This is a genomic window from Ectopseudomonas composti (genome assembly GCF_900115475.1).
GTDB classification, from domain to species: Bacteria; Pseudomonadota; Gammaproteobacteria; order Pseudomonadales; family Pseudomonadaceae; genus Aquipseudomonas; species Aquipseudomonas composti.
In genome coordinates, this window is record NZ_FOWP01000010.1 from 21,987 (window position 1) to 47,741 (window position 25,755).

Genomic DNA, 25,755 nt, shown 5'->3' on the forward strand with positions numbered 1-25,755 from the left:
TTCAGACTCCTCGCGGGTTCCAGTGGCTATGGGTTTGGCGGCCATCGAGGCCCAGCAGCGGCCCGTACATTTCCGGGCGACGGTCGCGGTAGATGCCCCAGGTCAGGCGCTCTTCGCGCATCGCCACGAGGTCCAGTTCGGCCAACCATACGCCGCTGTCATCACGATCCGCCTCGGCCAGCAACTTGCCCTTGTGATCGGTGATGAACGACGAGCCGTAGAAGCTCATCTGCAAGGCCGGATCGGTGGTCGCCACCTCACGACCGATACGGTTGGCGGCGAGTACTGGGACGATATTCGCCGCTGCGTGGCCGCGTTGAGTCAGTTGCCAGTGGTCACGCGAGTCGAGTGACGCTGCGCCAGGCTCGGAACCGATGGCCGTTGGATAGAGCAGCACCTCGGCGCCCAGCAGCGCCAGGCAGCGCGCGGTCTCGGGAAACCACTGATCCCAGCAGATACCCACGCCGATGCGCCCCACGGCGGTGTCCCAGACACGGAAGCCGGTATCGCCGGGGCTGAAGTACTCCTTCTCCTGGTAGCCGATGGCGTTGGGGATATGGGTCTTGCGGTAGACGTCCAGCAGGCGACCATCGGCATCGGCTACCGCCAGGGAGTTGAAGTAAGCGTTGCCGGCTCGCTCAAACCAGGACAGCGGCAGCACCACGCCCAGCTCCCTGGCCAGGGCGGCGAACCGCTTGAGCAGCGGGCTGCTGGCGTATTCCTCGGCCAGCGCCAGGTGCTTGTGATCCTGCTCGATGCAGAAGTACGGCGTGGCAAACAGCTCCTGCAGGAGGATCAACCGCGCACCCCGGGACGCCGCTTCGCGCACCAGGCGCTCGGCACGATCAAGGTTGGCCGGCAGATCCCAACTGCAGGCGAACTGGGTGGTGGCAACGATCAGCTTGCTCATCGTTTCGCCCCCTGCGGCCAGGCCGGTTGCTGCTGGGTGATACAGTGCACACCGCCGCCACCGTGGGCCAGTTGATTGATGCGCACCGGCACTACGTCGCGACCGAGGAACGCCAGGCGCAGGGTCGCGGCCGCCTCTTCGTCGGCCGCGATGCCGTAGGCCGGCATGATGATGGCGCCGTTGCAGATGTAGAAGTTGGTGTACGAGGCGCAGAACACCTCGGCTTCGCTGTCCACGGCCTCGGTGGCTTCGAACAACTCCAGCAGCTCGAACTGACGCCCTTTGGCATCGCTGGCCAACTGCAGCGCGCGGCGGTTCTCGCGTACCACTTCGGCGTACACCGAACCCTGGTCACGCGTGGCATCGACCAGCAGCGCGCCGGGCCGCGCGAATGCGCAGACACCATCGACATGGCCGTCGGTCATATCGCCGGTCACATAGTCCGGGTCGCCCGGCAGCCAGATGGTTTTCTTCACGCCTAGCAGGCGAGCGAAGATGTCCTCCATCTCCTTCTTGCTCATACCGGGGTTGCGATTGGGGTTGAGCAACACCGACTCGGTGGTGATCAGGGTGCCCTCGCCGTCCACATGGATAGCGCCGCCTTCGTTCGAGAGTGGCGTGCCGAAGCAATCCAGGCCGAGGCCATTGAGGATGCGCCGCGCCAGGCTCTCGTCCAGCCCATGCTCGGACTTGCCACCCCAGGCATTGAAGCGCCAGCTGACACCGGCCAGCCCCAGTTGCGGGTGACAGATGAAGCTCGGTCCGGAGTCGCGGCACCAGCTGTCGTCCACCGCCAGTTCGATCAGCTCGACATTGGCGCCGCACAACTCACGGGCGCGGTACGTAGCCGAGGGATCGACCACCATCTTCACTGGCTCGAAACGCGCGATGGTATTGGCCACTCGCGCAAAGTCGAGTTGTACGTCGGCCAGGGTCACGCCCCAAGCGGACTCCCACAGTGCCTGATTGTGCGGCCAGACCATCCAGGTAGCGGCGTGAGGAACCCATTCGGCGGGCATGAACCAAGCATTCGAAGTTGCTGTGTGCTGTTGCATACAAGTGCCTTTCAGTTAAGCCTTTGTGATCACTGAAAACCGCCCATGCGGTAATGACTTGCATGCTAGGCCTGTAAAAATGGCGCAACAAACGATAGATTTTCCGCAAATCTGATTAGATAGGCTTATCAATCATGCTCAAGCACTGGCCTCCCCTGAACGCCCTGCGCGGCTTCGAAGCCGCCGCCCGCCTGGGCAGCTTCCACAAGGCCGCTGAGGAACTGCACCTCACCCAATCGGCGATCAGCCAGCAGATCCGTAGCCTGGAAAGCTTCCTCGAACAGCCGCTGTTCTTCCGCACAGGGCGCAGCGTGGCGCTGACCGATGCCGGCTTCGACCTGCTCAGCACCACGCAATCGCTGCTGCAGCAGCTGGCCGTGGGCATCCGCCGCCTGGAGCAGTACCGCAAGCCCAATCAGTTGGTGGTCAACAGCACGCCGGCCTTTGCCAGGCACTGGTTGGTGCCGCGCCTGGGCGAGTTTCACCGCCTGCACCCCGAGGTGGATCTGTGGCTGTTCACCAGCGACGAAGTACCGGACATGACCACCCAGACCATCGATATCGCCGTGCGCGATGACCTCAGCGCCCAGGCCGAGTGCAGTTTTCGCGTCCTGCTGGAAGATCGCCTCTACCCCGCCTGCCACCCGCGACTGCTGGCAGCACCTGCAAGCGAGCGCACCACCCTGCATGGCGAGCGAGAAATGGACTGGAGCCACTGGCAGGTACAGGGCGGCGAAGACATCGGCCAGCGCAACCAGGGGCTGAATTTCTCCGACCCCGGGTTGCTGCTGGACGCCGCCAGCCAGGGCCTGGGCATCGCCCTGGTCAGCGAACTGCTGGCCAGCGACCTGCGCAGCCAGGAGCAACTGACGCCGCTGAGTGCACGCCAGGTCCGCGGCCCTCGCTGGGCCTGGCTGGTGCACCGCGACAGCGAGCACGACCCGTTGGCGCAGAGTTTCTGCCGTTGGCTGGAGCAGCGCCTGACCTGACGGCGCAGAAACGAAAACGCCACCCGAGGGTGGCGTTTTCATCAACTGGCTCGAATCACTTCTTGCCCAGCTTCTTCAGCTCTTCGTCGCGCAGTTCGCGGCGCAGGATCTTGCCGACGTTGGTGGTCGGCAGCACGTCGCGGAACTCGACGGCCCTGGGCACTTTGTAGCCGGTGAGGTTGGCGCGCATGTGCTCCATCACCTGCTCCTTGGTCAGGCTCTCGCCCGGCTTGACCACCACGAACACCTTGATCGCTTCGCCGGATTTCTCGTCCGGAATACCGATGGCGGCACACTGCAGCACGCCCGGCAGGGTCGCCAGCACGTCTTCCAGTTCGTTCGGGTAAACGTTGAAGCCGGACACCAGAATCATGTCTTTCTTGCGGTCGACGATGCGCAGGTAGCCGTCTTCCTGGATCAGGCCGATATCACCGGTCTTCAACCAGCCGTCGGCGTCGAGGATTTCGTCGGTGGCTTCCTGGCGCTGCCAGTAGCCCTTCATCACCTGCGGGCCTTTCACGCACAGCTCGCCGATCTCGCCAATGGCCAGCTCCTGGCCGTCGTCGTTGATGATGCGGCACAGGGTCGAGGGCACCGGAATGCCAATGGTGCCGAGTTGGATGGCGCTGAACGGGTTGACCGTGGCCACCGGGCTGGTCTCGGTCATGCCGAACCCTTCGCAGATGGCACAGCCGGTGACTTCCTTCCAGCGCTCGGCAGTGGCCAGTTGCAGGGCCATGCCACCAGAGACGGTGAGTTTCAGGCTGGAGAAGTCCAGCTTGCGGAAGTCCTCGTTGTTGCACAGGGCAACGAACAAGGTGTTGAGGCCGACGAAGCCGGTGAAACGATACTTGGCCAGGTCCTTGACCACCGCAGACAGGTCGCGCGGGTTGGTCAGCAGGATGTTGTGGCCGCCAATCAGCATCATCGCCATGCAGTGAAAGGTGAAGGCGTAGATGTGGTACAGCGGCAGTGGCGCGATCAGCACCTCGCAACCTTCATTGAGGTTGGCGCCCATCAGTTCCTTGACCTGCAGCATGTTGGCTACCAGGTTGCGATGGGTGAGCATGGCACCCTTGGCCACGCCAGTGGTGCCGCCGGTGTACTGCAGCACGGCGACATCGCCATTGCTCGGGCTGGCTTCGCTGAAGCTCTGGCCGCGGCCCTTGGCCAGGGCGTCGTTGAGCTTGACCGCCTGCGGCAGGTTGTAGGCCGGCACCATTTTCTTCACGTGCTTGATCACGGCATTGACCAGCAGACGCTTGAAAGTCGGCAGCATGTCGCCAACTTCGGTGACGATCACGGTTTTGACGCCGGTCTTGGGCACGACCTGCTCGGCCAGGTGGGCCATGTTGGCCAGGCAGATCAGCGCCTTGGCGCCGGAGTCGTTGAACTGATGCTCCATTTCCCGCGCGGTGTACAGCGGGTTGGTGTTGACCACCACCAGGCCGGCGCGCATGGCACCGAAGACCACGACAGGGTATTGCAACACGTTGGGCAGTTGCACGGCGATGCGGTCGCCGGGCTTGAGATCGGTGTGTTTCTGCAGGTAGGCGGCGAAGTCACCGGAGAGCGTGTAGATCTCGCCGTAGGTGAGCGTCTTGCCCAGGTTGCTGAAAGCAGGCTTGTCGGCGAAGCGTTGGCAGGACTCTTTCAGTACCGCGAGGATGTTCGGGTACTGATCGGGATTGATTTCGGCAGCAACCCCAACGGGATACTTGTCCTTCCAGAAGTTTTCGGTCATGGAAGCCCACTCCTAAGCAACAGCTGATCTTCACCGCGCGAGGCGGTTGTTTGTTGTGTGTATAGCTCGCTTTTCCGCTGGCCCACGGCCCGGAAGCGCGCCGAGAGTAGCAGCTTTGCCAGAGGCTCACCAGCACCAGCGACCGGCCAAACAGCCTAAAAAATGACCAAAAAAAGCCATCTAGTCACAGGCGATCTTTGCCCGCCAGCACGCACGAAAAGCCTCTATCTCGCACATCACAGCGCATAGAGCCTAGCGCGAATCCATGACCGGTGCAGTGCTGAACCACTCGAAACGAGTGAAGGTGGTTACGAAATCACAACAATTGGACTGCCCGATGGCAGCGCAGGCGGGAAAGCCCCTCCCCGGCAATGGGGAGGGGCTTCGGGTCAGGCGATGTCGCGCAGCTCGCGACGCAGGATCTTGCCAACCGGAGTCATCGGTAGCGAATCCTTGAACACGATGTGCTTGGGCACCTTGTAGCCGGTGAAGTTTTCCTTGCAGTAGGCCTTGAGCTCTTCCGCGGTAACACCGCCGTCACGCGGCACCACGAACAGTTTGACCGCCTCCCCGGACTTCTCGTCCGGCACGCCGATGGCCGCGCAGCTGGCAACTTTCGGATGCGCCATGACCACATCTTCGATCTCGTTGGGATACACGTTGAAACCCGAGACGATGATCATGTCCTTCTTGCGGTCAACGATACGCACGAAACCATCCGGGTCGATCACGGCGATGTCGCCGGTCTTGAACCAGCCTTCGGCATCGAGCACCTCGGCGGTGGCTTCCTCGCGCTGCCAGTAGCCTTTCATTACCTGCGGACCCTTGATGCACAGTTCGCCGCGCTCGCCCGTCGGCAGTTGATTACCGTCGTCATCGATCACCTTGAACGCCGTGCCCGGCACCGGAATGCCGACCGTACCCAGGCGTGCCTTGTCGCCGTATGGGTTGGTGCTGGCCACTGGCGATGTCTCGGTCAGACCGTAGCCTTCCACCACGGTGCAGCCGGTCATCTGCTGCCAGCGCTCGGCGGTAGCCTTGACCAGTGCGGTACCACCGGAGTTGGTGACCTTGAGGTGAGAGAAATCCAAGTTCCTGAACTCGGGGTGATCCATCAGCGCAACGAACAAAGTGTTCAGCCCCAGCAACGCGGAGAACTTCCACTTGCCCAGCTCCTTGACGAAACCGGGGATATCGCGCGGGTTGGTGATCAGCACGTTGTGGTTGCCGTTGACCATCATGCACATGCAGTTCGCGGTGAAGGCATAGATGTGGTACAGCGGCAGCGGCGCGATCATGATCTCCTGACCCTGCTTCATCAGCGGCGTGCCATCCGGGCCGAGCTGCGACAGGCAGGCGTCGACCTGCAGCATGTTGGCCACCAGGTTGCCGTGGGTCAGCATCGCGCCCTTGGCCACGCCGGTGGTACCGCCGGTGTATTGCAGCACGGCGATGTCGTCATGGCTGGCCTTGGCCGGCGCCAGCGCCTGGCCCTGCCCCTGCTTGAGCACCTGTTTGAAGGGGATGGCCTGCGGCAGATGGTAGTCGGGCACCATCTTCTTGACCTTCTTCACCACGGTGTTAACCAGCCAGCCCTTGAGGCTCGGCAGCAGGTCACCCATCTTGGCTTCGATCAGGTATTCGATCTCGGTATCGGGCAGCACCTCCTGCACCAGCTTGCCGAACATGTTCAGGTACACCAGCGCGCGCACACCAGCATCCTTGAACTGATGGCGCATCTCGCGGGCGGTATACAGCGGGTTGGTGTTGACCACGATGAGCCCGGCGCGCATGGCGCCGAACACGGCGATCGGGTACTGCAGCACGTTGGGCATCTGCACCGCGATACGGTCGCCCGGCTTGAGGTCGGTTTGCTTTTGCAGGTAGGCGGCGAAGGCCGCGGAGAGACGATCCAGCTCTGCATAGGTCAGCGTGACGCCAAGATTGCTGAAGGCCGGACGGTCGGCAAAGCGCTTGCACGAGCGTTCGAAGACTTCGATCACCGACTTGTAGCTGGACAGGTCGATATCGTTGGGCACGCCAGGGGCGCGTTTATCGTTCCAGAAATCAGGTTGCATTGTTCTTGTCCTCTTCCCCTGAAGTGATCTGACTGCCCGGAAAGTAGCAGCTTAGAGCCGAGCCGCAAATAGCTCGAAGGCGTCATTGATGGGCTGAATTTCGCAATAAATGCGGGGATTCGTAACCGATCTTTACCACTTCGAAGAAAACGGGGGTGCTATGCCTGTTAACGGCCAAGGTGCACAATGCCGCCAACTTCCGGCACAAGGATTCGCCATGCGCCACGACACCTTCGTTCTCAATGCCAGCGACGGCCTGCCGCTGCACGTCAACCACTGGTACGGCGAAGCGCCGCCACGGGCTATGGTCATGCTCTCTCACGGCATGGCCGAACACAGCCTGCGCTACGCGCGCCTGGCCGAAGCCCTGATCGCGGCGGGCTTTGCGCTCTACGCGCTGGATCAGCGTGGCCATGGCGCCACCGCCGAACGCGGCACCCTGGGTCACTACGCTGATGAGGGGGGTTGGAGCAAGGTAGTGGGTGACCTCTCGACCCTCAATCATCACATTCGCCAGCAGCACCCGCAGACGCCGATCTTCCTGCTCGGCCACAGCATGGGCAGCTACATCGGCATGGCCTACCTGATGGGCCATAGCTGCAGTTTGCAGGGCGCCGTGCTCTCGGGCTCCAACTACCAGCCGGTGGCGCTGTACAAGGCAGCCAGGCTGATCGCCGGCTTCGAGCGTTGGCGCCTGGGGCCGAAGGGCCGCAGCAAGGTCATCGACTTTCTCTCCTTCGGCTCGTTCAACAAGGCGTTCAAGCCCAACCGCACCGCCTTCGACTGGCTCAGCCGTGACCCGCTGGAAGTGGACAAGTACGTGACCGATCCCCTGTGCGGTTTCGTCTGCACCACGCAGTTGTGGTGTGACCTGTTCGAAGGCCTGCAGCAGATCACCCCGGCACAGAATCTGGCGCAGATCGATGCCGACCTGCCGCTGCTGGTGATCGGTGGCGACAGCGACCCCATCAGCGAAGGCAAACGTCTGAAGGACCTGGCTGGCGCACTGCGTGAGGCCGGCGTGCGCGACGTGCAACTGAAACTTTATCCCGAGGCCCGTCACGAGCTGCTCAACGAAAGCAATCGCGACGAGGTCACCGCCCACTTGATCGACTGGTTGCAGCAGGCGCTGAACCACAGTCGACACCCCATCAAGGAGATCTCATGAGTCAGGTCACCAATATTCCCTACGAAGCCCTCAGCATCGGCCAGCAAGCGGCCTTTGAGAAAACCGTCGAAGAGCGCGACGTACAGCTGTTCGCCGCCGTGTCCGGTGACAACAATCCAGTGCACCTGGACGCCGCCTTCGCTGCCGAGACCCTGTTCAAGGAGCGTATCGCCCACGGCATGTTCACCGGCGCGCTGATCAGCGCCGCCATTGCCTGCCGCCTGCCGGGCCCAGGCACCATCTACCTCGGCCAACAGCTCAAGTTCACCCGCCCGGTGAAACTCGGCGACACCCTGACCGTGAAGCTGGAAGTGCTGGAAAAGCTGCCGAAGAACCGCGTGCGCATCGCCACCCGCGTGTTCAACCAGGACGGCAAGCAAGTGGTCGACGGTGAAGCCGAAGTGCTCGCCCCGAGCACCGAACAGACCGTGACCATGCCGCCAATGCCGCAAGTCACCGTCAACTGATGCGCTGCAAGCTGGTGCGCGACCGCAGCGTCGCGCACCACTTTTGTTCTACACTCACAAACCTTGAGCGACCTGGCACTGCATAAGTGCATTTCTTTGTGCACTTAGCACAAACCCCTTTGACCTCCTTGCCAAGCCACCTGCTGCGCTGACTCTGGCACGTACCCTGCTATCGCCAAGGCTTCACCCCCTTACCGGAGCCAGGTCCATGAGCAACGTCACCCCCGATAGCGATTACCCCCTGAGCGAGGTGCCCAACGGCGCACGCAAGGGGCTGTTCTCCACCGCCATCCTGCTGTTCGGTTTCACCTTCTTCACCGCCACCATGTTCGCCGGCGGCAAGATCGGCATGGCTTTCGACTTCACCACCCTGCTTTGGGCCGCGGTGATCGGTAACCTGCTGCTCGGCCTATACGCCGCCGTGCTGGGTCTGATCGCCTGTCGCAGCGGGCTGAACTCGGTGCTGATGGGCCGTTTCTGCTTCGGCGAAGTGGGCAGCAAGCTGTCCGACATGCTCCTGGGTTTCACCCAGATCGGCTGGTACGCCTGGGGTACGGCGACCATCGCCATCGTCCTGGTGAAGATTCTCGGCCTGCCCGAAAACCTGACCATCCCGCTGATGGTGCTGTTCGGCTTCGGTTTCTGCCTCACCGCCTTCGTCGGCTACAAGGGCCTGGACCTGCTCTCGCGCGTCGCCGTACCGGCCATGCTGGTGCTGCTGGTGGCATCGTTGTGGATCGCCACGCGTGATATCGGCGGCCTCGCAGGCCTGCTGGCAGTGGAACCCAAGGAGAGCATGAGCCTGAGCGTGGCCATCACCCTGGTGTTCGGCACCTTCGTCAGCGGCGCCACCCAGGCCACCAACTGGACGCGTTTCGCCAAGAGCGGCCGCGTCGCGGTGCTGGCCAGCCTGTTCGGCTTCTTCATCGGCAATGGCCTGATGATCGTCGCCGGTGCCTATGGCGCCATCGTCTATCAGCAACCGGACGTGGTCGAAGTGCTGGTGCTGCAGGGCCTGTCCATGGCCGCTGTGGTCATGCTGTTTCTCAATCTGTGGACCACCCAGGACAACACCATCTACAACTTCGCCGCCGCCGGCTGCAACCTGCTGCGCACCGGCAAGCGCAAGACCGTCACCCTGGCCGGCGCGGCCATCGGTACGCTGCTGGCCATCGGCGGCATGTACGAGATGCTGATTCCCTTCCTGATTCTGCTCGGCTCGATCATCCCGCCGATTGGCGGCGTGATCATGGCTGACTACTTCTACGGCCATCGCGCGCGCTACCCGAAACTGGCCGATGCGCGCCTACCGGCGTTCAACTGGGTCGGCCTGGGCGCCTACCTGATCGGTGCACTGAGCGCCTACTTCTCGCCCTGGGTCGCCCCGCTGGTGGGCATCGCCGTGGCCGCTGTGGCCTACGTCGTGCTGTTCGAACTGAATAAAGCCCTGGCCGGCCGCCAGCAGGTCGCCGGCGCGTGAGCCTGACCGTCGCCGACGTACTCGCCCTGCCCGACCTGGCCAGCATGCAGCTGCGTGCCGGCCAGGCCGGGCGCGACAATGCCGTGCGCTGGCCCTACGTGGCCGAGAACGAAGGCATCGCCGACTGGGTGATGGGCGGCGAGCTGATCTTCGTCACCGGCATCAACCATCCGCGCGACGAAGCGAACCTGCTGCGCCTGGTGCGCGAGGGCCATGAACGCGTCGTCGCCGGCATGGTCATCCTCACCGGCGCCGAGTTCATCCAGGCCATCCCGCCCAGCGTCATCGCAGAAGCCGAACGCCTGAACCTGCCGCTGATCGAGCAGCCCTACGCGCTGAAGATGGTGGTGGTCACCCAGGCCATCGGCACCGCACTGGTTCACGCACAGCAACTCGGCCGCTCACGCCAGCACGTGCTGGAACAGGTGCTCGACGGCGATTACCAATCGCTCGATGTATTGCTGCAGCGCGGCGACAGCCTCGGCCTGGCCCTGCATGTGCCGCGCCAGGTGGCACTACTGCGCCTCGACGGCAGCGAGCAACTGTTCGGTGATCTGCCGGACGAAGACGCCGAGCGCCAGCTGCAGAGCCGTCAGCAATTGCTGCAACGGCGCCTGGAGCAGAGCCTCGGCGAACTCGGTGACGCGCTGCCGCTGGTCAGCCAGGGTCGTCACTGGATCGCCCTGCTGCCCTGCCCCGATACCCAAGCCGAAGCGCGCAACCGCCAGGCCATGACCGCACTGCTCGACGAACTGCGCCCGCAGCTCGGCCCGCTGCGCCTGTTCCTCGGCCTGGGCAGCGCCGGCTGTGAGGCGCCGCGTTTCGCTCAGGGCCTGGGTGAGGCGCGCCAAGCCCTGGCCGTGGCGCAGCGCTTTCCCGAGCGCCTGGGCCTGTGCAGTTTCAATGAGCTGGGCGTGCTGGAACTGCTCGGCGCGATCCGCGACCGCAGCCTGCTCGATCGCTTCGTCGAGCGCGTGCTCGGCCCGCTGATCGGCGACGACTCGCGCCACCAACCCGTGCTGATGCCGACGCTGGAAGCCTGGTTCGCCGAGAACGGCAACCTGGCCCTGGCCGCGCAACGCCTCAACGTCCATCGCAACACCCTGAGCTACCGTCTACAGCGCATCGAAGTGCTGACCGGCTGCTCGTTCGACGATCCGCACGACCGCCTGAACATCAGCGTTGCGCTGTTGATCCGGCGCCTGTCGTCGCCTGCCTGAGAGGAACCCTGATGATTATCCACAACGCCCGCCTGCGCGGCCGCGACGGCCTGCACCGCATCACACTGGACGGTGAAAGCATCGCTGCCATCGACGCCCAGCACGCCCTGCATCCCATCGCCGAGGGCGACCTGGACGCTGCCGGCAACCTGGTGGTGCCGCCTTTCGTCGAGCCGCACATCCACCTCGACGCCACGCTGACCGCCGGCGAACCGGCCTGGAACATGAGCGGTACCCTGTTCGAGGGCATCGAACGCTGGGCCGAGCGCAAGGCACTGGTCACCCATGAAGACACCAAGACCCGCGCCAAGAAGACCATCGACATGCTGGTCGACCACGGCATCCAGCACGTGCGCACCCACGTCGACGTCACTGACCCGACCCTGGCGGCGCTCAAGGCGATGATCGAGGTACGCGAGGAAACCCGCCACCTGATAGACCTGCAGATCGTCGCCTTCCCGCAGGAGGGCATCGAGTCCTACGCCAATGGTCGCGCGCTGATGGAGCAAGCCATCGAGTTGGGCGCCGACGTGGTCGGTGGCATCCCGCATTTCGAGAACACCCGTGACCAGGGTGTGTCGTCGATCAAGTTCCTCATGGACCTGGCCGAACGCACAGGCTGCCTGGTGGACGTGCACTGCGACGAAACCGACGACCCACAATCGCGCTTTCTCGAAGTGCTGGCCGAGGAAGCCCGCGTGCGCGGTATGGGCGCGCGGGTCACCGCCAGCCACACCACGGCCATGGGCTCCTACGACAACGCCTACTGCTCCAAGCTGTTCCGCCTGCTGAAGATGAGTGGCATCAGCTTTATTTCCTGCCCCACCGAGAGCATTCACCTTCAGGGCCGCTTCGACACCTACCCGAAACGCCGTGGCCTGACCCGCGTGGCGGAGATCGACCGCGCCGGAATGAACGTCTGCTTCGGCCAGGACTCGATCGTCGATCCCTGGTACCCGCTGGGCAACGGCAACATCCTGCGCATCCTCGAAGCCGGCCTGCACATCTGTCATATGCTCGGCTATGAAGACATCAAGCGCAGCCTGGACCTGATCACCGACAACTCGGCGCGCGCGCTGAACCTGGGTGACCGTTATGGCCTGGAAGTAGGTCGCCCGGCCAACCTGCTGATCCTCTCGGCGCCGGACGATTACGAGATGGTGCGCAGCCAGGGGCACGCGCTGGTGTCGGTACGCCATGGCAAGGTGCTGATGCGCCGCACGCCGGCGCAGATCGAGCGCGGCTGACACAATGTGTGTTGATGGTACCCACGCTCTGCGTGGGCACCTGCACCTGGGACGCTCCGCGTCCCTCTTGGCGATGCTAGACGCAGCCTGAACCGCAGCGGACGCAGAGCGTCCTAGACTGTGCTTCCACGCGGAGCGTGGGAGCGATCAAAAGCCCCATAAACGACAGAAGAGCAGACACGATAATCCTCATGCGAACAGCGACCGTGGGAGCGGCTTCAGCCGCGATTACCCTTGAAGAGCTCGCAGCTGAAGCCGCTCCTACAATTGCTAAACCGCCCTACTCCACCCGCACGCTGGCGGTCATGCCGGCGCTTAGCACCATGCCCTCGGGCACTTCATCGAGCCTGATGCGCACCGGAATGCGCTGCGCCAGGCGCACCCAGTTGAAGGTCGGCTCGACATCGGCCAGCAACTGCCCGTCCGGGCTGGCATTGCGGTCGGTGATACCGCGACTGATGCTCTCCACCTCGCCACGAATCTGCTGATCACCGCCCATCAGCCAGACCTCGACCGGCGCGGCGACCTGAATGCGCGGCAGCTTGGTCTCCTCGAAATACGCCTGCACGTAGAAGGAGTTGGTATCGACCAACGCCATCACCGCCTGCCCGGCATTCACGTAGTTACCCTGAGCCAGCACCAGGTTGGTGATCTGCCCATCGCGCGGGGCGTGCACTTCGCTACGTGCCAGATTCAGCTCGGCCACACGCAGGTCCGCCTGCGCTTCGCGGTATTCGCTACGCGCCATCTCGGCGTTGATCTGCGCGTTCTCCAGCAACTCGGCACTGATCGCCTGGGCGCCCAGGCGGGAACGGCGCGATGCCTCGTGTTCACGCAGGCTCAATTGCTGACGACGAATATCCACCACCGCCTTGGCTTTCTCTACCGCCGCCTGATAGCGGTCACGGTCGATGCTCATCAGCAGATCGCCCGCCTTGACCTGCTGGTTGTCGCGCACCTTGAGTTCGACCACCCAGCCGGACACGTCCGGGGCGATGGTCACCACGTCGGCGCGCACGCGGGCGTCGCGCGTCCAGGGCGAATACATGTAGTGCTGCCAGATCCAGGAACCGGCGAAGATCGCCGCCACCACCATGGCCAGGGTGATGCCGACGCGGATGGTCGAACGCATGCTTTCTCTCCTTAATGCGTCAGGGCAGCGATTACCGCCGCCAGCACGCAGACATACAAGGCACAATCGAACAGGGCTTCGTGCCAAATCCAGCGCGATAGCCCGACACGCTGCAAGCCCAGGCGCAACACGCCGGTCAGCAACAGTGCCAATACCGCGTAGGCCGCCATCGGGCTGAGCAATACGCCGCCCAGCGACCATTCATGCAAACCCATTAGCCCCTCCTCTTAGTTGGCACCACTGGCGCCAGCCGCTCTGCAGCTGCAACAGCGCCGCTTCGGCCAGGCGCTTGTCGATGCTCGGCGTGCAGGCGCGCAGGGCCTCCTGCAGCTCGGCCGCCGCGGCGTTCAGATCATCTTCACGGCCTGGTGCGGGACCACGTTCCAACACGTCATCGAGGCGCTCCAGAAAGCTCTGCTGTGACTGAGCCAGGCCAACATCGGCATTGGCCAGGCACTTGCGCAGGTGCAGCAACTCGTCACCCAGATCGAGACCGGCGACGCCATCGTCCCAGCCGCTGCGCGTCTGATCCGGCCGCGCCGGATAGTGCCGCGCCAATTGGATCAGACGATCGGCCATGCGCCCGCCGAACCAGTTTTCGGCGCGCCCCAGATCGCGACGAGTCAGACGCCCCAGGTCGGTCAGAATCGCCTGCATCAGGCGCCGGCCATGCCACACGGGATTGCGCAGCACCACCAACCTGAAGGCCATCACCGCACAGCCCACACCCATTAGCATGCCGGGGGCTTCATTGAGGAAGAACTCGACGTTGTAGCCAACGCCCGGCGCCGGCAGGCAGAGCACGATGAAGTGCAGGCAGAACGAGGTCGAGGTCGCAGCCGTAGCCGGTTTGGCCATGCCCAGCACGCCGAAGAACAGCGGCACGCCGAGCACCATGCAGAGCATCACGAAGCCGTCGATCTGCGGCATCAGAATCTGCCCGACGAAGAACGCCACCGGCAGCGCGTAAAAGATGCCGCGCAGGAACATCATGCCGATCTGCGGCGCTGCTTCGAGCCGCGCGAACAGGCTGCAAACCACGCAGGCCAGGAGCAGCGCGCCGGTGGCGTGCGTCCAGCCAGTGGCCAGCCAGAACGCCGCCAGAACCAGGAAGGTCAGGGCACTGCGCGAGCCATACACCAGCGCGGTCTGCCAGTCGTAATGCCAGGACAAGGCCCGCGGCGCATCAGCCGGTGCCTTACCCTCCTCGACCGCAAGCAAGGCACGGCCGGCATCCTCGACCCGCAACAGCAGCACCATCAGCCGCTCCAGGCACAATTGCTGACCACTGCTCAGTTCACCGTCCTGCGCGGCCTGGCGCAGTTGCTCGACCAGCTCCAGCAGACCTGCAGGCTGCTCCTGCTGCAGACGCTCATCCACCACTTGCAGCCAGGGAGCAACGGCCTGCGCTTCGGTGCTGCTCAACTGTCGCCACTGCCGCGCTACCCCGCGAGCCAGGCGTAGCATGCCGAGCAGATCACGACTCAATACCCGCAACGCCACAGCACGCTGGCGACCACGCGCGCCCTCGAACCAGGCGTGCTCACGCTGTGCATCCACGGCAACGATACGCGCCAGCACTTCCAGCAGACCTTGCCGCGAGTCAACCTCACCCGCCAGGGCCTGGCGCGACGCGGCGACGCCGGCCTGCCAGGCGTTGCGCGCCTGCTGCGCCAGCTGCCTCTCGACCCGCTGCGGCCAGAGCAAGGCGCTGCTCAGGGTGGCGCAGATGATGCCCAGGCAGATTTCCGTGCAACGGGCGATGGCCTCATCGAACACAACGTGCGGCTTGCCGATGGCCGGCAAGGCGATGATCGCCACGGTGTAGCCGGCCAGTACGAAGGAATACGACCAGGCGCTGCGCAGCATGGTCGAGGATGCCGTGCACAGCGCCAGCCACAAGGCGAACGCCAGTATGAACAACAGCGGCGCCTGGGCGAACAACCCCATCATCACCACCGCCATGAAGGTGCCTACCAGCGTGCCGAGCAGCCGCGCCAGCCCCTTCTGCACCACCATGCCAGACAGCGGCTGGGCGACGATGAAGGCGGTCATCAGCGCCCATTGCGGCTGCTCCAGACCGAAACGCAGCGCGCACCAGAGCGCCAGACCGCCACCGAGCAGGGTCTTGATGGCGAATTGAACGGCTTGCGAGCTTGGCGCCAGAAACGCCAGCAAGGAATCACGCACGATGGCTACCTGAAGAAATCTCAACTCTGAACATAGCTGTAGCGATTGGGTTCCGCCTCCATGCGAAAACCAATTATTAGCTAGCTAACTATATCTGTCCAGAGGGTCAATTCGCTCAGATCAGTTGAACGCGACAGCCCGGCGCCTTACCAGCAACGATTGCGGGCAAAAAAAAGGGCGACCGAAGTCGCCCGAATTGCCTTGCGTGCCCATTGAACCGGAAGGATCAGCTCTGCTTGCGCTTGTGCGCATCCTTCCAGATGAAGTAACCAACACCCCCGAAGAACGCGACCATCAGAAGAACGGTGCCGACTCCGGCGAGAACCACTGTATCGACGAACATGGCTGCCTCCTGTTGTGCCTGTCTGTCTGGGATGGCTTCACGTTATCAGCGCTGGCGGCGGGAAAATTGATCTGGATCAATGGCTGACGAGCAGGCGTGACCAGGCCGGTGGGAATACTGACCCAGGTCAAGAAATCGAGGGTGTGCGAGGCGGGAGGCGCGACCCTGCGGCCGCATGCAGCGGGAAATGCAAAGGCGCTCAGCGCTTCTTCGGCTTGCTCTTGGACTTCTTCTTGGCCTTGCCAATCGGCAACACCTGCTCGAAGACCTGACGCATCTCGTTGAGGCGCTTGTCGTTGAGGTCATGGATACGCTTGTCGCGCTCGGCGGCGAAATCGATCAGCTTGTCGTCATTGCTCATAGCGGAAACCGGATCAGGCGAAAGGTCAGATTCAGGCGTGGCGCGCAGGCTTGTCGCGTCTTCGCCACTTGATGTTGCCAATGATGCTGGGTCGGCCCGCGCATGACCAGTAGCGAAGCGTGCTCCAGCGTCAGCGAATGTTCGATGCGCGTACTGCCGACGCGGCGTAGGTCGAAACGGCGGCTGCCGCCCAGGTTGAGCGAGGCGATCAGCGGATTGCGCCCCAGCTCCGACTCGGCATCGCTGTGCCAGCCCATGGAGTCCTGGCCGTCGCGATAATAGTTGAGCAGCACAGCATTGAGCGGTTGCCCGACTTCTTTCTCGAGCCGTTGGCGAATCTCGCTCAGCAGCGGCGTCCAGGGCAAGGGTTCGTGAAGCTTCCCGGAATAGCGATAACGCGCCTCGGGCTCGCCATACCAAGCCGTCAACCGAGGGGTTCGGTGATAACGGCCGTGGATGAATAGTTCCGGCTGTTGCCAGGGTGTCTGCTCAACCAACGCGTGCAGCCAGCTATCGGCGAGCGCGGGGTCAACCCAGCCGGGCAGATAGTCCAGCTCGGCATCGGCAAGTGCGGGCAAGGGGTCGGCGAACAGCATGACGATCTACATGAACGAGAATGAAAGGAGTGTCTCAGACTTCAACGTCTACCCACAGCCCTTGTCGTGGCAGATCCCCCAGCGCCTGCTCCACCTCTTCCGGCTCGGCCTCGGCCAACTGTTCCGGGGTGTAGCCGCGCCGCTGGCGCCGGCGCTGCTCTTCACGCAGCAGCTCTTCGGTCTCCTGCGGGTGACGCTTGTCCAGGCTCAGCGCACTTTCCTTGGCGCTGCCCTCGGCCGGGGTCACCGGAGGAATCTCGGGTTTGGGCTTGATCACGTCTTGCGTGGCCGTGACCGGCACCAGGCTGTGGGGGATCGGTGGCAGCATGAAACAGCACCTCCTTTGGTCAGGCTGTCGGCGCCGGGAGCCCCGACTTTAGGAGGCGCTCGCTACACTTTCGACTGACGGACGCATCGATAGTGCCACGACCGCTTTGGCCATGGCGCGGCATCCGTTACCATAGCCGGCTTTTTCACGCGGGAGACAGACAGGCATGGCGCAATATCAACCGGGGCAACGCTGGATCAGTGACAGCGAAGCGGAATTGGGTCTGGGAACCATCCTCGCCGAGGACGGCCGCCTGCTCACCGTGCTCTACCCGGCCACCGGCGAAACCCGCCAGTACGCCACGCGCAATGCCCCGCTGACCCGTGTGCGCTTCGCCCCAGGTGATGAGATTACTCACTTCGAGGGCTGGAAGCTCACCGTGCAGGAGGTCGAAGACATCGACGGCCTGATGGTCTACCACGGTCTCAATGCCCAGCATCAGCCGGTCACCATGCCGGAAACCCAGCTGTCGAACTTCATCCAGTTCCGCCTGGCCAGCGACCGCCTGTTCGCCGGCCAGATCGACCCGCTGGCCTGGTTCGCCCTGCGTTACCACAGTCTGGAGCACAACAGCCGCTTGCTGCAGTCCTCGCTCTGGGGCCTGGGTGGCGCTCGTGCCCAGCCGATCGCCCACCAGTTGCACATCGCCCGTGAAGTGGCCGACCGCATCGCCCCGCGCGTGCTGCTGGCCGACGAAGTGGGCTTGGGCAAGACCATCGAAGCCGGCCTGGTGATCCATCGTCAGCTGCTCTCCGGTCGCGCCAGTCGCGTACTGATCCTGGTGCCGGAAAACCTGCAGCATCAGTGGCTGGTGGAAATGCGCCGGCGCTTCAACCTCGACGTGGCGCTGTTCGACGCCGAGCGCTTCATGGAAAGCGACGCCAGCAACCCCTTCGAGGATTGCCAATTGGCACTGGTCGCCCTGGAGTGGTTGAAGGACGACGAGAAGGCGCAGGATGCGCTGTTCGCCGCCGGCTGGGACCTGCTGGTGGTCGACGAAGCCCACCACCTGGTCTGGCACCCGGAGCAGGCCAGTGCCGAATACTCGCTGGTCGAACAACTGGCCGAGGTCATCCCCGGCGTACTGCTGCTCACCGCCACCCCCGAGCAACTGGGCCAGGATAGCCACTTCGCGCGCCTGCGCTTGCTCGACTCTAACCGTTTCCATGACCTGGAAGCCTTCCGCGCCGAAAGCAGCCAATACCGTCCTGTGGCCGAAGCGGTGCAGGAACTGCTCGACCAGGGCAAGCTCAGCGCCCAGGCACGCGATGCCATCGGCGGCTTCCTCGGCGACGAAGGTCGCGCACTGCTCGATGCCATCGATACCGGCGACGACGAGGCGCGCGCGCGCCTGGTGCGCGAGCTGCTGGATCGCCACGGCACCGGCCGCCTGCTGTTCCGCAACACCCGCGCCGCCGTGCAGGGCTTCCCTGATCGCGAGCTGCACCCCTACCCGCTGCCGAGCCCGGACGAATACCTCGAGCTGCCGCTGGGCGAGCACGCCGAGCTGTACCCGGAAGTCAGCTACCAGGCGCAGGACGACGTCGACGACGAGCAACGCTGGTGGCGTATCGACCCGCGCGTCGAATGGCTGATCGACACCCTGAAGATGCTCAAGAAATTCAAGGTGCTGGTGATCTGCGCCCACGCCGAAACCGCTCTGGATCTGGAAGACGCCTTGCGGGTGCGCTCCGGCATCCCGGCCACGGTGTTCCACGAGGGCATGAGCATCCTCGAGCGCGACCGCGCCGCCGCCTACTTCGCCGATGAGGAATTTGGCGCCCAGGTGCTGATCTGTTCGGAAATCGGCTCCGAAGGCCGCAACTTCCAGTTCGCCCACCACCTGGTACTGTTCGACCTGCCGGCGCACCCGGATCTGCTCGAACAACGCATCGGCCGCCTCGACCGTATCGGCCAGAAACACCGCATTCAGCTGCACGTGCCCTACCTGGAAAACAGCCCGCAGGAGCGCCTGTTCCAGTGGTATCACCAGGCGCTGAATGCCTTCCTCGCCACCTGCCCCACCGGCAACGCCCTGCAGCACCAGTTCGGCCCGCGCCTGCTGCCGCTGCTGGAAAACGGCGACGATGGCCAGTGGCAGCAACTGGTGGACGAGGCCACCGCCGAGCGCATTCGCTTGGAAGGTGAGCTGCACAGCGGCCGCGACCGCCTGCTGGAGCTGAACTCCGGCGGTGCCGGCGAAGGTGAGGCGCTGGTTGAGGCCATCCTCGAGCAGGACGACCAGTTCACCCTGCCGATTTACATGGAAGAGTTGTTCAACGCCTTCGGCATCGACAGCGAAGACCACTCCGACAACGCCCTGATCCTGCGCCCTAGCGAGAAAATGCTGGACGCCAGCTTCCCCCTCGGCGACGACGAGGCGGTCACCGTGACCTACGACCGCGAGCAGGCTCTGGCCCGCGAAGATATGCAATTCCTCACCTGGGAACATCCCATGGTGCAGGGCGGCATGGATCTGGTGCTATCCGGCTCGATGGGCAACACCGCCGTCGCGCTGATCAAGAACAAGGCGCTGAAACCCGGCACCGTGCTGCTGGAGCTGCTCTACGTCAGCGAAGTCGTTGGCCCGCGCAAGCTGCAATTGGGGCGTTTCCTGCCACCGGCGGCGCTGCGCTGCCTGTTCGACGCCAACGGCAACGACCTGGCAGCCAAGGTCGGTTTCGAAACCCTCAACGATCAACTGGAAAGCGTGCCGCGCGCCAGCTCCAACAAGTTCGTCCAAGCCCAGCGCGACGTGTTGGCCAAGCAGATCAACGATGCCGAAGCCAAAGTCATGCCGCGCCATATCGAGCGCGTGAGCGAGGCCAAACGTCGCCTGATCGCCGAACTGGACGAAGAACTGGCGCGCCTGGTGGCTCTGCAAGCGGTCAACCCGAGCGTACGCGACAGCGAGATCGACGCCCTGCGCGAGCAGCGCGAACAGAGCCTGGCGATGTTCGACAAGGCCGCCCTGCGCCTGGAAGCAATTCGCGTACTGGTAGCGGGTTAAATACGCCCGCTCCGTAGGGTGCGCCGTGCGCACCAAGCGTGTGCACCGAAGAATTTCGGTGCGTACAGCGCACTCTACGGGTCACCTAGCTCTTCCAGCCTCTTCTGCAGAAACTGCCGATCAGGCCCCTGCTGCGCCAGCGCCAGGGCCTGGCGGTAGGCATCGATTGCCTGCTCGCGGCGGCCCAGCCGGCGCAGCAGGTCGGCCCGCGCCGCATGGGCCAGGTGGTAACCGTCCAACTCGCCGGTGGCGAGCAGACGGTCGATTTCCTCCAACCCTGGCTGCTCACCGTCACGCATGGCCAGCGCCACGGCGCGGTTGAGCTCGATCACCGGCGACGGATTCAGGCGTAGCAGTTCGTCATACAGACCGACGATCTGCACCCAATCGGTTTCATCCAGACTGACCGCCTCGGCATGCACCGCGGCAATTGCCGCCTGCAGGCTGTAAGGGCCGAAACGCCGCGAGTGCAGCGCCTTAAGCACCAGGGCTTCACCCTCGCTGATCAGCTCACGGTTCCACCGGCTACGATCCTGAGCCTCCAGCAGAATCACCTCACCATCGACGCCGCTGCGTGCAGCGCGCCGCGACTCGTGCAGCAGCATCAACGCCAGCAACCCCTGCACCTCCGGCTCGGGCAGCAACTCGAGCAGCAACCTTCCCAACCGAATCGCCTCATCGGACAGCTGGCTGCGCGTCAGTGAATCGCCAGAGCTGGCGAAATAGCCTTCGTTGAACACCAGATAGACCACACTCAATACAGCATCCAGGCGCTCGGGCAGTTCGCTACGCCCCGGCACCTCGTAAGGGATGCGCGCATCACGAATCTTCGCCTTGGCCCGCACGATGCGCTGGGCCAGGGTCGAGGGGCTGGAGAGAAAGGCCCGAGCGATCTCCTCGGTGGTCAGATCGCACACCTCGCGCAGGGTCAGCGCCACCTGGGCATCGCTGGCCAGCGCCGGGTGGCAACAGGTGAAGATCAGGCGCAGACGGTCGTCTTCGAGCAGCTCGCCCTCTTCTACGCCGCCCTCGTCTGGCCACTCGACCTGTTCGTCCAGCGGCTGAAAACGGCGCTGCCGACGTAGATTATCGATGGCGCGAAAACGCCCGGCAGACACCAGCCAGGCACGCGGGTTGTCCGGCACACCGCCCTGCGGCCACTGCTCGACCGCACTGCGAAATGCCTCGTGCAGCGCTTCCTCGGCCAGGTCGAAATCGCCGAGCAGGCGAATCAGGGTGGCGAGCACACGGCGCGAGTCTTCGCGATACAGGCGCTCGATCAGTTCGGTGACAGGTGGCGATATCGACATGCGCTTCTCCTGAACGAACGCCTACGTTGCCCAATACTGCCGGTGACGTCGAGTGGCGGCACGATCCGCCACTCGATTTGGCACCCCTCGCATTGGCAGTTGCACGGTCGCTGGGCATAGTCGCGCCATTCCAATAACGAAGGGAGTCTTGCTATGCGTTGGTTGCTGCTCGGTCTGGCAGGTGCTGCGGTATTTCTTTACGGCCGGATCACCGGCGATGCGCAGCTCAGCCTGCTGACCAAGGGCATCCCGGTGATTGCCCTGCTGCTGTGGCTACGCCAGGCACCGGCCGGCACCTACCGCCGCTGGATCGGCATCGGCCTGGTGTTTTCTCTGGCCGGCGACATTCTGCTGGACTGGCCCGGCGATCTGTTCGTGTTCGGCCTCGGCGCCTTCCTGATCGGCCACCTGGCGTACCTGCGCGCCTACTGCTCCGATAGCCGACAGCCAGCCCTGCCCGCCCTGTTGCTGGCGCTGATCGCCGGTGGCGCGATGTTCGCCATACTGGCCAGCAGCGGCCTGGGCGAGTTGCTGATTCCGGTGGCCTGCTATGCCACGGCGATCTGCCTGATGCTCTGGCGTGCCCTGGCCCGCATCGGCCACCCACAGCTGCAGCCACGCTCGACCTGGCTCGCCGCTGGCGGCGCCGCACTGTTCGTGCTGTCCGACAGCCTGATCGGCATCGACCGCTTCGTCGCCAGCTTCGAGGCCGCGCCTTACGCCATCATCCTCACCTACTGGCTTGGCCAGTGGGGTATCACGGCCTCAGCGTTCCAGCGCCAGAACGCCTGAAGCAGCCGGCGAAGGTTTCCACTAGTAGCCAGGGCAATCGCATGTACGTGTATTCGCGACCTCATCGCGAATATCGCGGATAAATCCGCTCCTACAAAAGCGCGCCGGATTGCCCTGCACTTGCAGCTCGTAGCCTGAGGCTTGCGGCCGTCTTTTTGCTAAAATGCCGGCCTTTTCCGCTACCCGTTGCGACTGCCGTGAGCCAAGAACCTGATCGTCTATTCGCCCAGCCTCTGCCCGAGGTGCCCGATTTCGTCTTCAACGAGGACGTGGTGCGGGTGTTTCCCGACATGATCAAGCGCTCGGTGCCCGGCTACCCGACCATCGTCGAGAACATCGGCGTGCTCGCCGGCCAGTTCGCCCAGCCGCAGACCACCCTGTACGACCTTGGCGCCTCGCTCGGTGCAGTGACCCAGGCCCTGCGCCGCCATGTGCGCGTCGATGGTTGCAAGGTGATCGCCGTGGATAACTCGCCGGCCATGGTCGCGCGCTGCAGCGAATACCTGCATGCCCAGGACGCCATGTTCCAGGAGCTGCTGCCGGTGGACGTGATCGAGGCCGACATTCTCGCCCTCGACCTGCAACCCACCTCATTGGTCACGCTCAACTTCACCCTGCAGTTCATCCCGCCGGAGCGGCGGCTAGAGTTGCTCACGCGCATTCGCCAGGCCCTGCTGCCCGGTGGCGCGCTGATCCTCTCGGAGAAGCTGCGCTTCGACGATGCTGCCGAGCATGAGCTGCTGACCGAGCTGCACGTCGCCTTCAAGCGCGCCAATGGTTACAGCGAACTGGAAATCGCCCAGAAACGCAGCGCTATCGAAAAAGTGATGCTGCCTGACAGCCTCGAACAGCACCGCGAGCGCCTGCTGGCGGCCGGCTTCAGCAAGGTGCTGCCCTGGTTCCAGTGCCTGAACTTCGCCTCGCTGGTGGCCCTGCCATGATGCGCGACCTCGATCTCGACGCTCTGCAGGCACAGCTTGCTGGTACTCCGTTGCAAGACTGGGCGTGCGAGCTGCCCGGCCAGCTCGACGCCAAGCTGGCCATCGGTCACGGCGACCTGGCGCGCTGGTACGGCGCCGTGCAGGCACTACCGGATCTGCCGGTGAGCGAGGTGGAACTGGCGCAGCGCTTCGCCTTCGGTGGCGCTTGTGACGACAGCACGCGCGCGCAATTGAAAACGGCGCTGCAGGGATTGATTCCCTGGCGCAAGGGGCCGTTCGAGCTGTTCGGCGTACACATTGACACCGAATGGCGCTCGGACTGGAAATGGCAGCGCGTCGCCCCGCATCTGGACCTCGCTGGCAAGCGCATCCTCGATGTCGGTTGCGGCAACGGCTACTACATGTGGCGCATGCTCGGCGCGGGCGCGGACAGCGTGGTCGGCATCGACCCCAACTGGCTGTTCCTCTGCCAGTTCCTGGCGATGAAACGCTACCTGCCGGACCAACCGGTGTGGCACCTGCCACTGGCCTTCGAGGAACTGCCGGCCAAGCTGCAGGGCTTCGACACGGTGTTTTCCATGGGCGTGCTGTACCACCGTCGCTCACCCATCGACCACCTGCTCGACCTCAAGGATACCTTGGTCAAAGGCGGCGAACTGGTGCTGGAAACCCTGGTAGTCGAAGGCGATGCCGAGCAGGTGCTGGTGCCCGAAGACCGCTACGCGCAGATGCGCAACGTCTGGTTCCTGCCCTCGGTGCCGGCGCTGGAACGCTGGCTGCGCCGCGCCGGTTTCGAGGACGTGCGCTGCGTCGACGTCAGCACCACCTCGGTGGAGGAACAACGCGCCACCGAATGGATGCGCTTCCAGTCACTGCCCGAGTTCCTCGACCCGGCCGACCACAGCCGCACCCTCGAAGGCCTGCCGGCGCCTACCCGCGCCGTGCTGGTCGCGCGTAAGCCCTAACGTAGGGCGGGTGCAACCCGCCTGACTGCAATTGGCGGGTTGCACCCACCCTACGGCCGCAGCCAGCGCGCCCGCCGCTGCGCGATCAGCCGCAGCGGCTCACCGGCGCCCTGCTGCACCACGCCGTGGGCGCTGCCCAGGCGAATCGTTCCCTCGGCGTCCTGCGCCAGCAGACGGCGCATGCGCCGACGCCAGAACCAGGCGCCAAGCCAGTCGACGATGGCGTTCTGCAGATCCAGCGGCCACATGGCCGGCATATAGAACTCGGGCATGGCCGGACGCGACTTGTCGTGCTTGCTCGAACTGCTCATGGCATTTCCTCCGTTTCGCTGCCGACGTTTGCCGGCTTGCGATCAGGATGAAACGCGCCTATCGTTCAGACAAACGACAAATACCAAACATCTAATTAAGTAATATTTAACGCTAATGCACACCACAACCCCCACCGCCCTGCCACTTCTGGAAAGCGATGTGCTGCGTACCTTCGTCGCCATCGCCGACTGCGGCAGCTTCACCCGCACTGCGGCGCAAGTGTTTCGCAGTACCGCAGCCGTCAGCCTGCAAATCAAGCGCCTGGAGGAAACACTGGGCCAGCGTCTGTTCACCCGCGAGGCCAGGCGCGTGCAACTGACCGCCGAGGGCGAGTTGCTGCTGGGCTACGCCAGGCGTCTGCTCAAGCTCAACGAAGAGGCGGTAGCGCGCTTTCTCACCCCGACGCTGACGGGTCGCGTGCGCTTCGGCACACCGAACGATATCGGCGACCGGGTGCTACCCGGCGTACTCATGCTGTTCGCCCATAGCCATCCAGGCGTTGAGGTCGAAGTGAACGTAGGGCGCAGCGTGGAGCTGGTGGCCAAGTTGGATGCCGGCGAGCTGGATCTGACCCTGATCAACGCCGGCAACGACGGCCTGGATGATTCGCGCGGCGAAGTGATCTATTCCGAAGAACTGGTCTGGGCCGGCCGCGACGGCGGCCTGGCCATGCAGCGCTCGCCACTGCCACTGGCGCTGGCCAACCCGGGCTGCGCCTGGCGCCGCACCGCTCTTGATGCGCTGGATCGGCAAGGGGTGGCGTACCGTATCGCTTATTCGTGCGAGCAGTGCGCGGGCCAGGAAGCTGCGATGACCGCCGATCTGGCCATCGCGCCCTTCCCGCGCAGCCTGGTCAAGCCGCCACTGCGCCGACTGGGCGCGGAACAGGGCCTGCCAGCGCTGGGTGAGTACCACATCAAGTTGATACGCGGTCATCAGCGCAACGACGCCACCGAAGCGCTCGCCACGCAGATGATTCAGGCGTTCGCGCAAGGCTGAGTAGGGTGCGCCATGAGCACCGAGAACACCGCGGTACCAGCTTGGTGCACAAGGCGCACCCTACGGGTAGCCGTTCGACCGATAGTTGATCGAAACGACAACCCGACGCTCGTTTACG

The 25,755-nt window shown here is 63.9% G+C and carries 24 protein-coding genes; 11 read left to right on the forward strand and 13 right to left on the reverse strand.

Annotated features, from left to right (window positions below; all coding sequences use genetic code 11):
* Position 1: 1 nt before the first annotated feature.
* Together aguB and BM059_RS17420 are read right to left on the reverse strand one after the other, a co-directional pair.
* Positions 2 to 910 carry an N-carbamoylputrescine amidase gene (aguB, locus tag BM059_RS17415; RefSeq protein ID WP_074940498.1) on the reverse strand — a complete coding sequence of 303 codons (909 nt, stop codon included), beginning with the start codon at positions 908 to 910 and terminating at the stop codon, positions 2 to 4.
* Positions 907 to 1,965, reverse strand: a complete 1,059-nt coding sequence (locus BM059_RS17420; RefSeq protein ID WP_074940501.1) for an agmatine deiminase family protein — start codon at positions 1,963 to 1,965, stop codon at positions 907 to 909. The genes aguB and BM059_RS17420 overlap by 4 nt, the downstream gene beginning before the upstream one ends.
* A gap of 134 nt (positions 1,966 to 2,099) precedes the next feature.
* Here BM059_RS17420 and BM059_RS17425 point away from each other — a divergent pair, with 134 nt between their 5' ends.
* Positions 2,100 to 2,954 (forward strand): LysR substrate-binding domain-containing protein, encoded by an 855-nt coding sequence (locus BM059_RS17425; protein ID WP_037005429.1) that lies wholly within the window; start codon positions 2,100 to 2,102, stop codon positions 2,952 to 2,954.
* Positions 2,955 to 3,009: 55 nt separating this feature from the next.
* On the opposite strand, the gene fadD1 is transcribed toward BM059_RS17425, so the two are convergent.
* Positions 3,010 to 4,698 (reverse strand): long-chain-fatty-acid--CoA ligase FadD1, encoded by a 1,689-nt coding sequence (gene fadD1 / locus BM059_RS17430; RefSeq protein ID WP_074940504.1) that lies wholly within the window; start codon positions 4,696 to 4,698, stop codon positions 3,010 to 3,012.
* 389 nt (positions 4,699 to 5,087) lie between these two features.
* Complete coding sequence (gene fadD2 / locus BM059_RS17435) at positions 5,088 to 6,776, reverse strand: long-chain-fatty-acid--CoA ligase FadD2 (RefSeq protein ID WP_037005432.1); 1,689 nt, start codon at positions 6,774 to 6,776, stop codon at positions 5,088 to 5,090.
* 217 nt (positions 6,777 to 6,993) lie between these two features.
* Between fadD2 and BM059_RS17440 the strand changes: the two genes are divergently transcribed.
* The 5 genes from BM059_RS17440 (at position 6,994) to codA (ending at position 12,358) form a co-directional block, all read left to right on the forward strand.
* Positions 6,994 to 7,944 carry an alpha/beta hydrolase gene (locus tag BM059_RS17440; RefSeq protein WP_074940506.1) on the forward strand — a complete coding sequence of 317 codons (951 nt, stop codon included), beginning with the start codon at positions 6,994 to 6,996 and terminating at the stop codon, positions 7,942 to 7,944.
* Positions 7,941 to 8,411, forward strand: coding sequence for a MaoC family dehydratase (locus tag BM059_RS17445; RefSeq protein ID WP_074940507.1), 471 nt, complete (start codon positions 7,941 to 7,943; stop codon positions 8,409 to 8,411). Before BM059_RS17440 ends, BM059_RS17445 begins: the two co-directional genes overlap by 4 nt.
* Positions 8,412 to 8,619: 208 nt before the next feature.
* Positions 8,620 to 9,891 carry a cytosine permease gene (codB, locus tag BM059_RS17450; RefSeq protein WP_074940509.1) on the forward strand — a complete coding sequence of 424 codons (1,272 nt, stop codon included), beginning with the start codon at positions 8,620 to 8,622 and terminating at the stop codon, positions 9,889 to 9,891.
* The gene (locus BM059_RS17455; RefSeq protein WP_074940511.1) at positions 9,888 to 11,111 is read left to right on the forward strand and encodes a PucR family transcriptional regulator; all 1,224 of its coding nucleotides are present in this window, start codon (positions 9,888 to 9,890) and stop codon (positions 11,109 to 11,111) included. Before codB ends, BM059_RS17455 begins: the two co-directional genes overlap by 4 nt.
* An 11-nt stretch (positions 11,112 to 11,122) precedes the next feature.
* On the forward strand, positions 11,123 to 12,358 hold the full coding sequence (gene codA, locus BM059_RS17460) for a cytosine deaminase (RefSeq protein WP_074940513.1): 1,236 nt from the start codon (positions 11,123 to 11,125) through the stop codon (positions 12,356 to 12,358).
* A gap of 280 nt (positions 12,359 to 12,638) precedes the next feature.
* Here codA and BM059_RS17465 read toward each other — a convergent pair whose 3' ends face one another.
* The 7 genes from BM059_RS17465 to BM059_RS17485 all read right to left on the reverse strand — a co-directional run bounded on the left by BM059_RS17465 (position 12,639) and on the right by BM059_RS17485 (position 17,308).
* Positions 12,639 to 13,490: an efflux RND transporter periplasmic adaptor subunit gene (locus BM059_RS17465; protein ID WP_074940515.1), complete on the reverse strand. Its 852-nt coding sequence runs from the start codon at positions 13,488 to 13,490 to the stop codon at positions 12,639 to 12,641.
* A gap of 11 nt (positions 13,491 to 13,501) precedes the next feature.
* Positions 13,502 to 13,705, reverse strand: a complete 204-nt coding sequence (locus tag BM059_RS17470) for a DUF1656 domain-containing protein (protein WP_037004775.1) — start codon at positions 13,703 to 13,705, stop codon at positions 13,502 to 13,504.
* Positions 13,692 to 15,680, reverse strand: coding sequence for an FUSC family protein (locus BM059_RS17475; RefSeq protein ID WP_074940788.1), 1,989 nt, complete (start codon positions 15,678 to 15,680; stop codon positions 13,692 to 13,694). The genes BM059_RS17470 and BM059_RS17475 overlap by 14 nt, the downstream gene beginning before the upstream one ends.
* 226 nt (positions 15,681 to 15,906) lie before the next feature.
* On the reverse strand, positions 15,907 to 16,023 hold the full coding sequence (gene ccoM, locus BM059_RS25760) for a cytochrome c oxidase subunit CcoM (protein WP_017361612.1): 117 nt from the start codon (positions 16,021 to 16,023) through the stop codon (positions 15,907 to 15,909).
* Between the two features lie 199 nt (positions 16,024 to 16,222).
* Positions 16,223 to 16,384, reverse strand: coding sequence for a hypothetical protein (locus BM059_RS25425; protein ID WP_017361613.1), 162 nt, complete (start codon positions 16,382 to 16,384; stop codon positions 16,223 to 16,225).
* A complete protein-coding gene (locus BM059_RS17480; RefSeq protein WP_074940517.1) occupies positions 16,381 to 16,980 on the reverse strand; it encodes an alpha-ketoglutarate-dependent dioxygenase AlkB family protein in 600 nt (199 codons plus the stop codon). Before BM059_RS17480 ends, BM059_RS25425 begins: the two co-directional genes overlap by 4 nt.
* A gap of 34 nt (positions 16,981 to 17,014) precedes the next feature.
* Positions 17,015 to 17,308, reverse strand: a complete 294-nt coding sequence (locus tag BM059_RS17485; RefSeq protein WP_024307452.1) for a hypothetical protein — start codon at positions 17,306 to 17,308, stop codon at positions 17,015 to 17,017.
* Positions 17,309 to 17,474: 166 nt separating this feature from the next.
* Here BM059_RS17485 and rapA point away from each other — a divergent pair, with 166 nt between their 5' ends.
* Positions 17,475 to 20,318: an RNA polymerase-associated protein RapA gene (gene rapA / locus BM059_RS17490; RefSeq protein WP_037004769.1), complete on the forward strand. Its 2,844-nt coding sequence runs from the start codon at positions 17,475 to 17,477 to the stop codon at positions 20,316 to 20,318.
* Between the two features lie 74 nt (positions 20,319 to 20,392).
* Here rapA and BM059_RS17495 read toward each other — a convergent pair whose 3' ends face one another.
* Positions 20,393 to 21,628: an RNA polymerase sigma factor gene (locus BM059_RS17495; protein WP_074940519.1), complete on the reverse strand. Its 1,236-nt coding sequence runs from the start codon at positions 21,626 to 21,628 to the stop codon at positions 20,393 to 20,395.
* Between the two features lie 153 nt (positions 21,629 to 21,781).
* Between BM059_RS17495 and BM059_RS17500 the strand changes: the two genes are divergently transcribed.
* From BM059_RS17500 to cmoB, 3 genes are all read left to right on the forward strand, one after another.
* Positions 21,782 to 22,420: a lysoplasmalogenase gene (locus BM059_RS17500; RefSeq protein ID WP_074940522.1), complete on the forward strand. Its 639-nt coding sequence runs from the start codon at positions 21,782 to 21,784 to the stop codon at positions 22,418 to 22,420.
* 197 nt (positions 22,421 to 22,617) lie between these two features.
* The gene (gene cmoA, locus BM059_RS17505; RefSeq protein ID WP_037004761.1) at positions 22,618 to 23,361 is read left to right on the forward strand and encodes a carboxy-S-adenosyl-L-methionine synthase CmoA; all 744 of its coding nucleotides are present in this window, start codon (positions 22,618 to 22,620) and stop codon (positions 23,359 to 23,361) included.
* The gene (gene cmoB / locus BM059_RS17510) at positions 23,358 to 24,326 is read left to right on the forward strand and encodes a tRNA 5-methoxyuridine(34)/uridine 5-oxyacetic acid(34) synthase CmoB (protein WP_074940525.1); all 969 of its coding nucleotides are present in this window, start codon (positions 23,358 to 23,360) and stop codon (positions 24,324 to 24,326) included. Before cmoA ends, cmoB begins: the two co-directional genes overlap by 4 nt.
* Positions 24,327 to 24,376: 50 nt before the next feature.
* Here cmoB and BM059_RS17515 read toward each other — a convergent pair whose 3' ends face one another.
* The gene (locus tag BM059_RS17515; RefSeq protein WP_074940527.1) at positions 24,377 to 24,637 is read right to left on the reverse strand and encodes a hypothetical protein; all 261 of its coding nucleotides are present in this window, start codon (positions 24,635 to 24,637) and stop codon (positions 24,377 to 24,379) included.
* Positions 24,638 to 24,752: 115 nt separating this feature from the next.
* Here BM059_RS17515 and BM059_RS17520 point away from each other — a divergent pair, with 115 nt between their 5' ends.
* Positions 24,753 to 25,637 carry a LysR substrate-binding domain-containing protein gene (locus tag BM059_RS17520; protein WP_074940530.1) on the forward strand — a complete coding sequence of 295 codons (885 nt, stop codon included), beginning with the start codon at positions 24,753 to 24,755 and terminating at the stop codon, positions 25,635 to 25,637.
* The last annotated feature ends 118 nt before the right edge of the window (positions 25,638 to 25,755 follow it).

Coding starts and splice junctions, on each gene's coding strand:
- BM059_RS17495 (WP_074940519.1), bottom strand. CDS start 21,628: ATGTCGATATCGCCACCTGTCACCGAACTGATCGAGCGCCTGTATCGC.
- BM059_RS17420 (WP_074940501.1), bottom strand. CDS start 1,965: ATGCAACAGCACACAGCAACTTCGAATGCTTGGTTCATGCCCGCCGAA.
- BM059_RS17485 (WP_024307452.1), bottom strand. CDS start 17,308: ATGCTGCCACCGATCCCCCACAGCCTGGTGCCGGTCACGGCCACGCAA.
- aguB (WP_074940498.1), bottom strand. CDS start 910: ATGAGCAAGCTGATCGTTGCCACCACCCAGTTCGCCTGCAGTTGGGAT.
- BM059_RS25425 (WP_017361613.1), bottom strand. CDS start 16,384: ATGAGCAATGACGACAAGCTGATCGATTTCGCCGCCGAGCGCGACAAG.
- codA (WP_074940513.1), top strand. CDS start 11,123: ATGATTATCCACAACGCCCGCCTGCGCGGCCGCGACGGCCTGCACCGC.
- cmoB (WP_074940525.1), top strand. CDS start 23,358: ATGATGCGCGACCTCGATCTCGACGCTCTGCAGGCACAGCTTGCTGGT.
- BM059_RS17480 (WP_074940517.1), bottom strand. CDS start 16,980: ATGCTGTTCGCCGACCCCTTGCCCGCACTTGCCGATGCCGAGCTGGAC.
- BM059_RS17465 (WP_074940515.1), bottom strand. CDS start 13,490: ATGCGTTCGACCATCCGCGTCGGCATCACCCTGGCCATGGTGGTGGCG.
- rapA (WP_037004769.1), top strand. CDS start 17,475: ATGGCGCAATATCAACCGGGGCAACGCTGGATCAGTGACAGCGAAGCG.
- BM059_RS17520 (WP_074940530.1), top strand. CDS start 24,753: ATGCACACCACAACCCCCACCGCCCTGCCACTTCTGGAAAGCGATGTG.
- BM059_RS17440 (WP_074940506.1), top strand. CDS start 6,994: ATGCGCCACGACACCTTCGTTCTCAATGCCAGCGACGGCCTGCCGCTG.
- BM059_RS17470 (WP_037004775.1), bottom strand. CDS start 13,705: ATGGGTTTGCATGAATGGTCGCTGGGCGGCGTATTGCTCAGCCCGATG.
- BM059_RS17445 (WP_074940507.1), top strand. CDS start 7,941: ATGAGTCAGGTCACCAATATTCCCTACGAAGCCCTCAGCATCGGCCAG.
- BM059_RS17515 (WP_074940527.1), bottom strand. CDS start 24,637: ATGAGCAGTTCGAGCAAGCACGACAAGTCGCGTCCGGCCATGCCCGAG.
- fadD1 (WP_074940504.1), bottom strand. CDS start 4,698: ATGACCGAAAACTTCTGGAAGGACAAGTATCCCGTTGGGGTTGCTGCC.
- fadD2 (WP_037005432.1), bottom strand. CDS start 6,776: ATGCAACCTGATTTCTGGAACGATAAACGCGCCCCTGGCGTGCCCAAC.
- codB (WP_074940509.1), top strand. CDS start 8,620: ATGAGCAACGTCACCCCCGATAGCGATTACCCCCTGAGCGAGGTGCCC.
- ccoM (WP_017361612.1), bottom strand. CDS start 16,023: ATGTTCGTCGATACAGTGGTTCTCGCCGGAGTCGGCACCGTTCTTCTG.
- BM059_RS17425 (WP_037005429.1), top strand. CDS start 2,100: ATGCTCAAGCACTGGCCTCCCCTGAACGCCCTGCGCGGCTTCGAAGCC.
- BM059_RS17500 (WP_074940522.1), top strand. CDS start 21,782: ATGCGTTGGTTGCTGCTCGGTCTGGCAGGTGCTGCGGTATTTCTTTAC.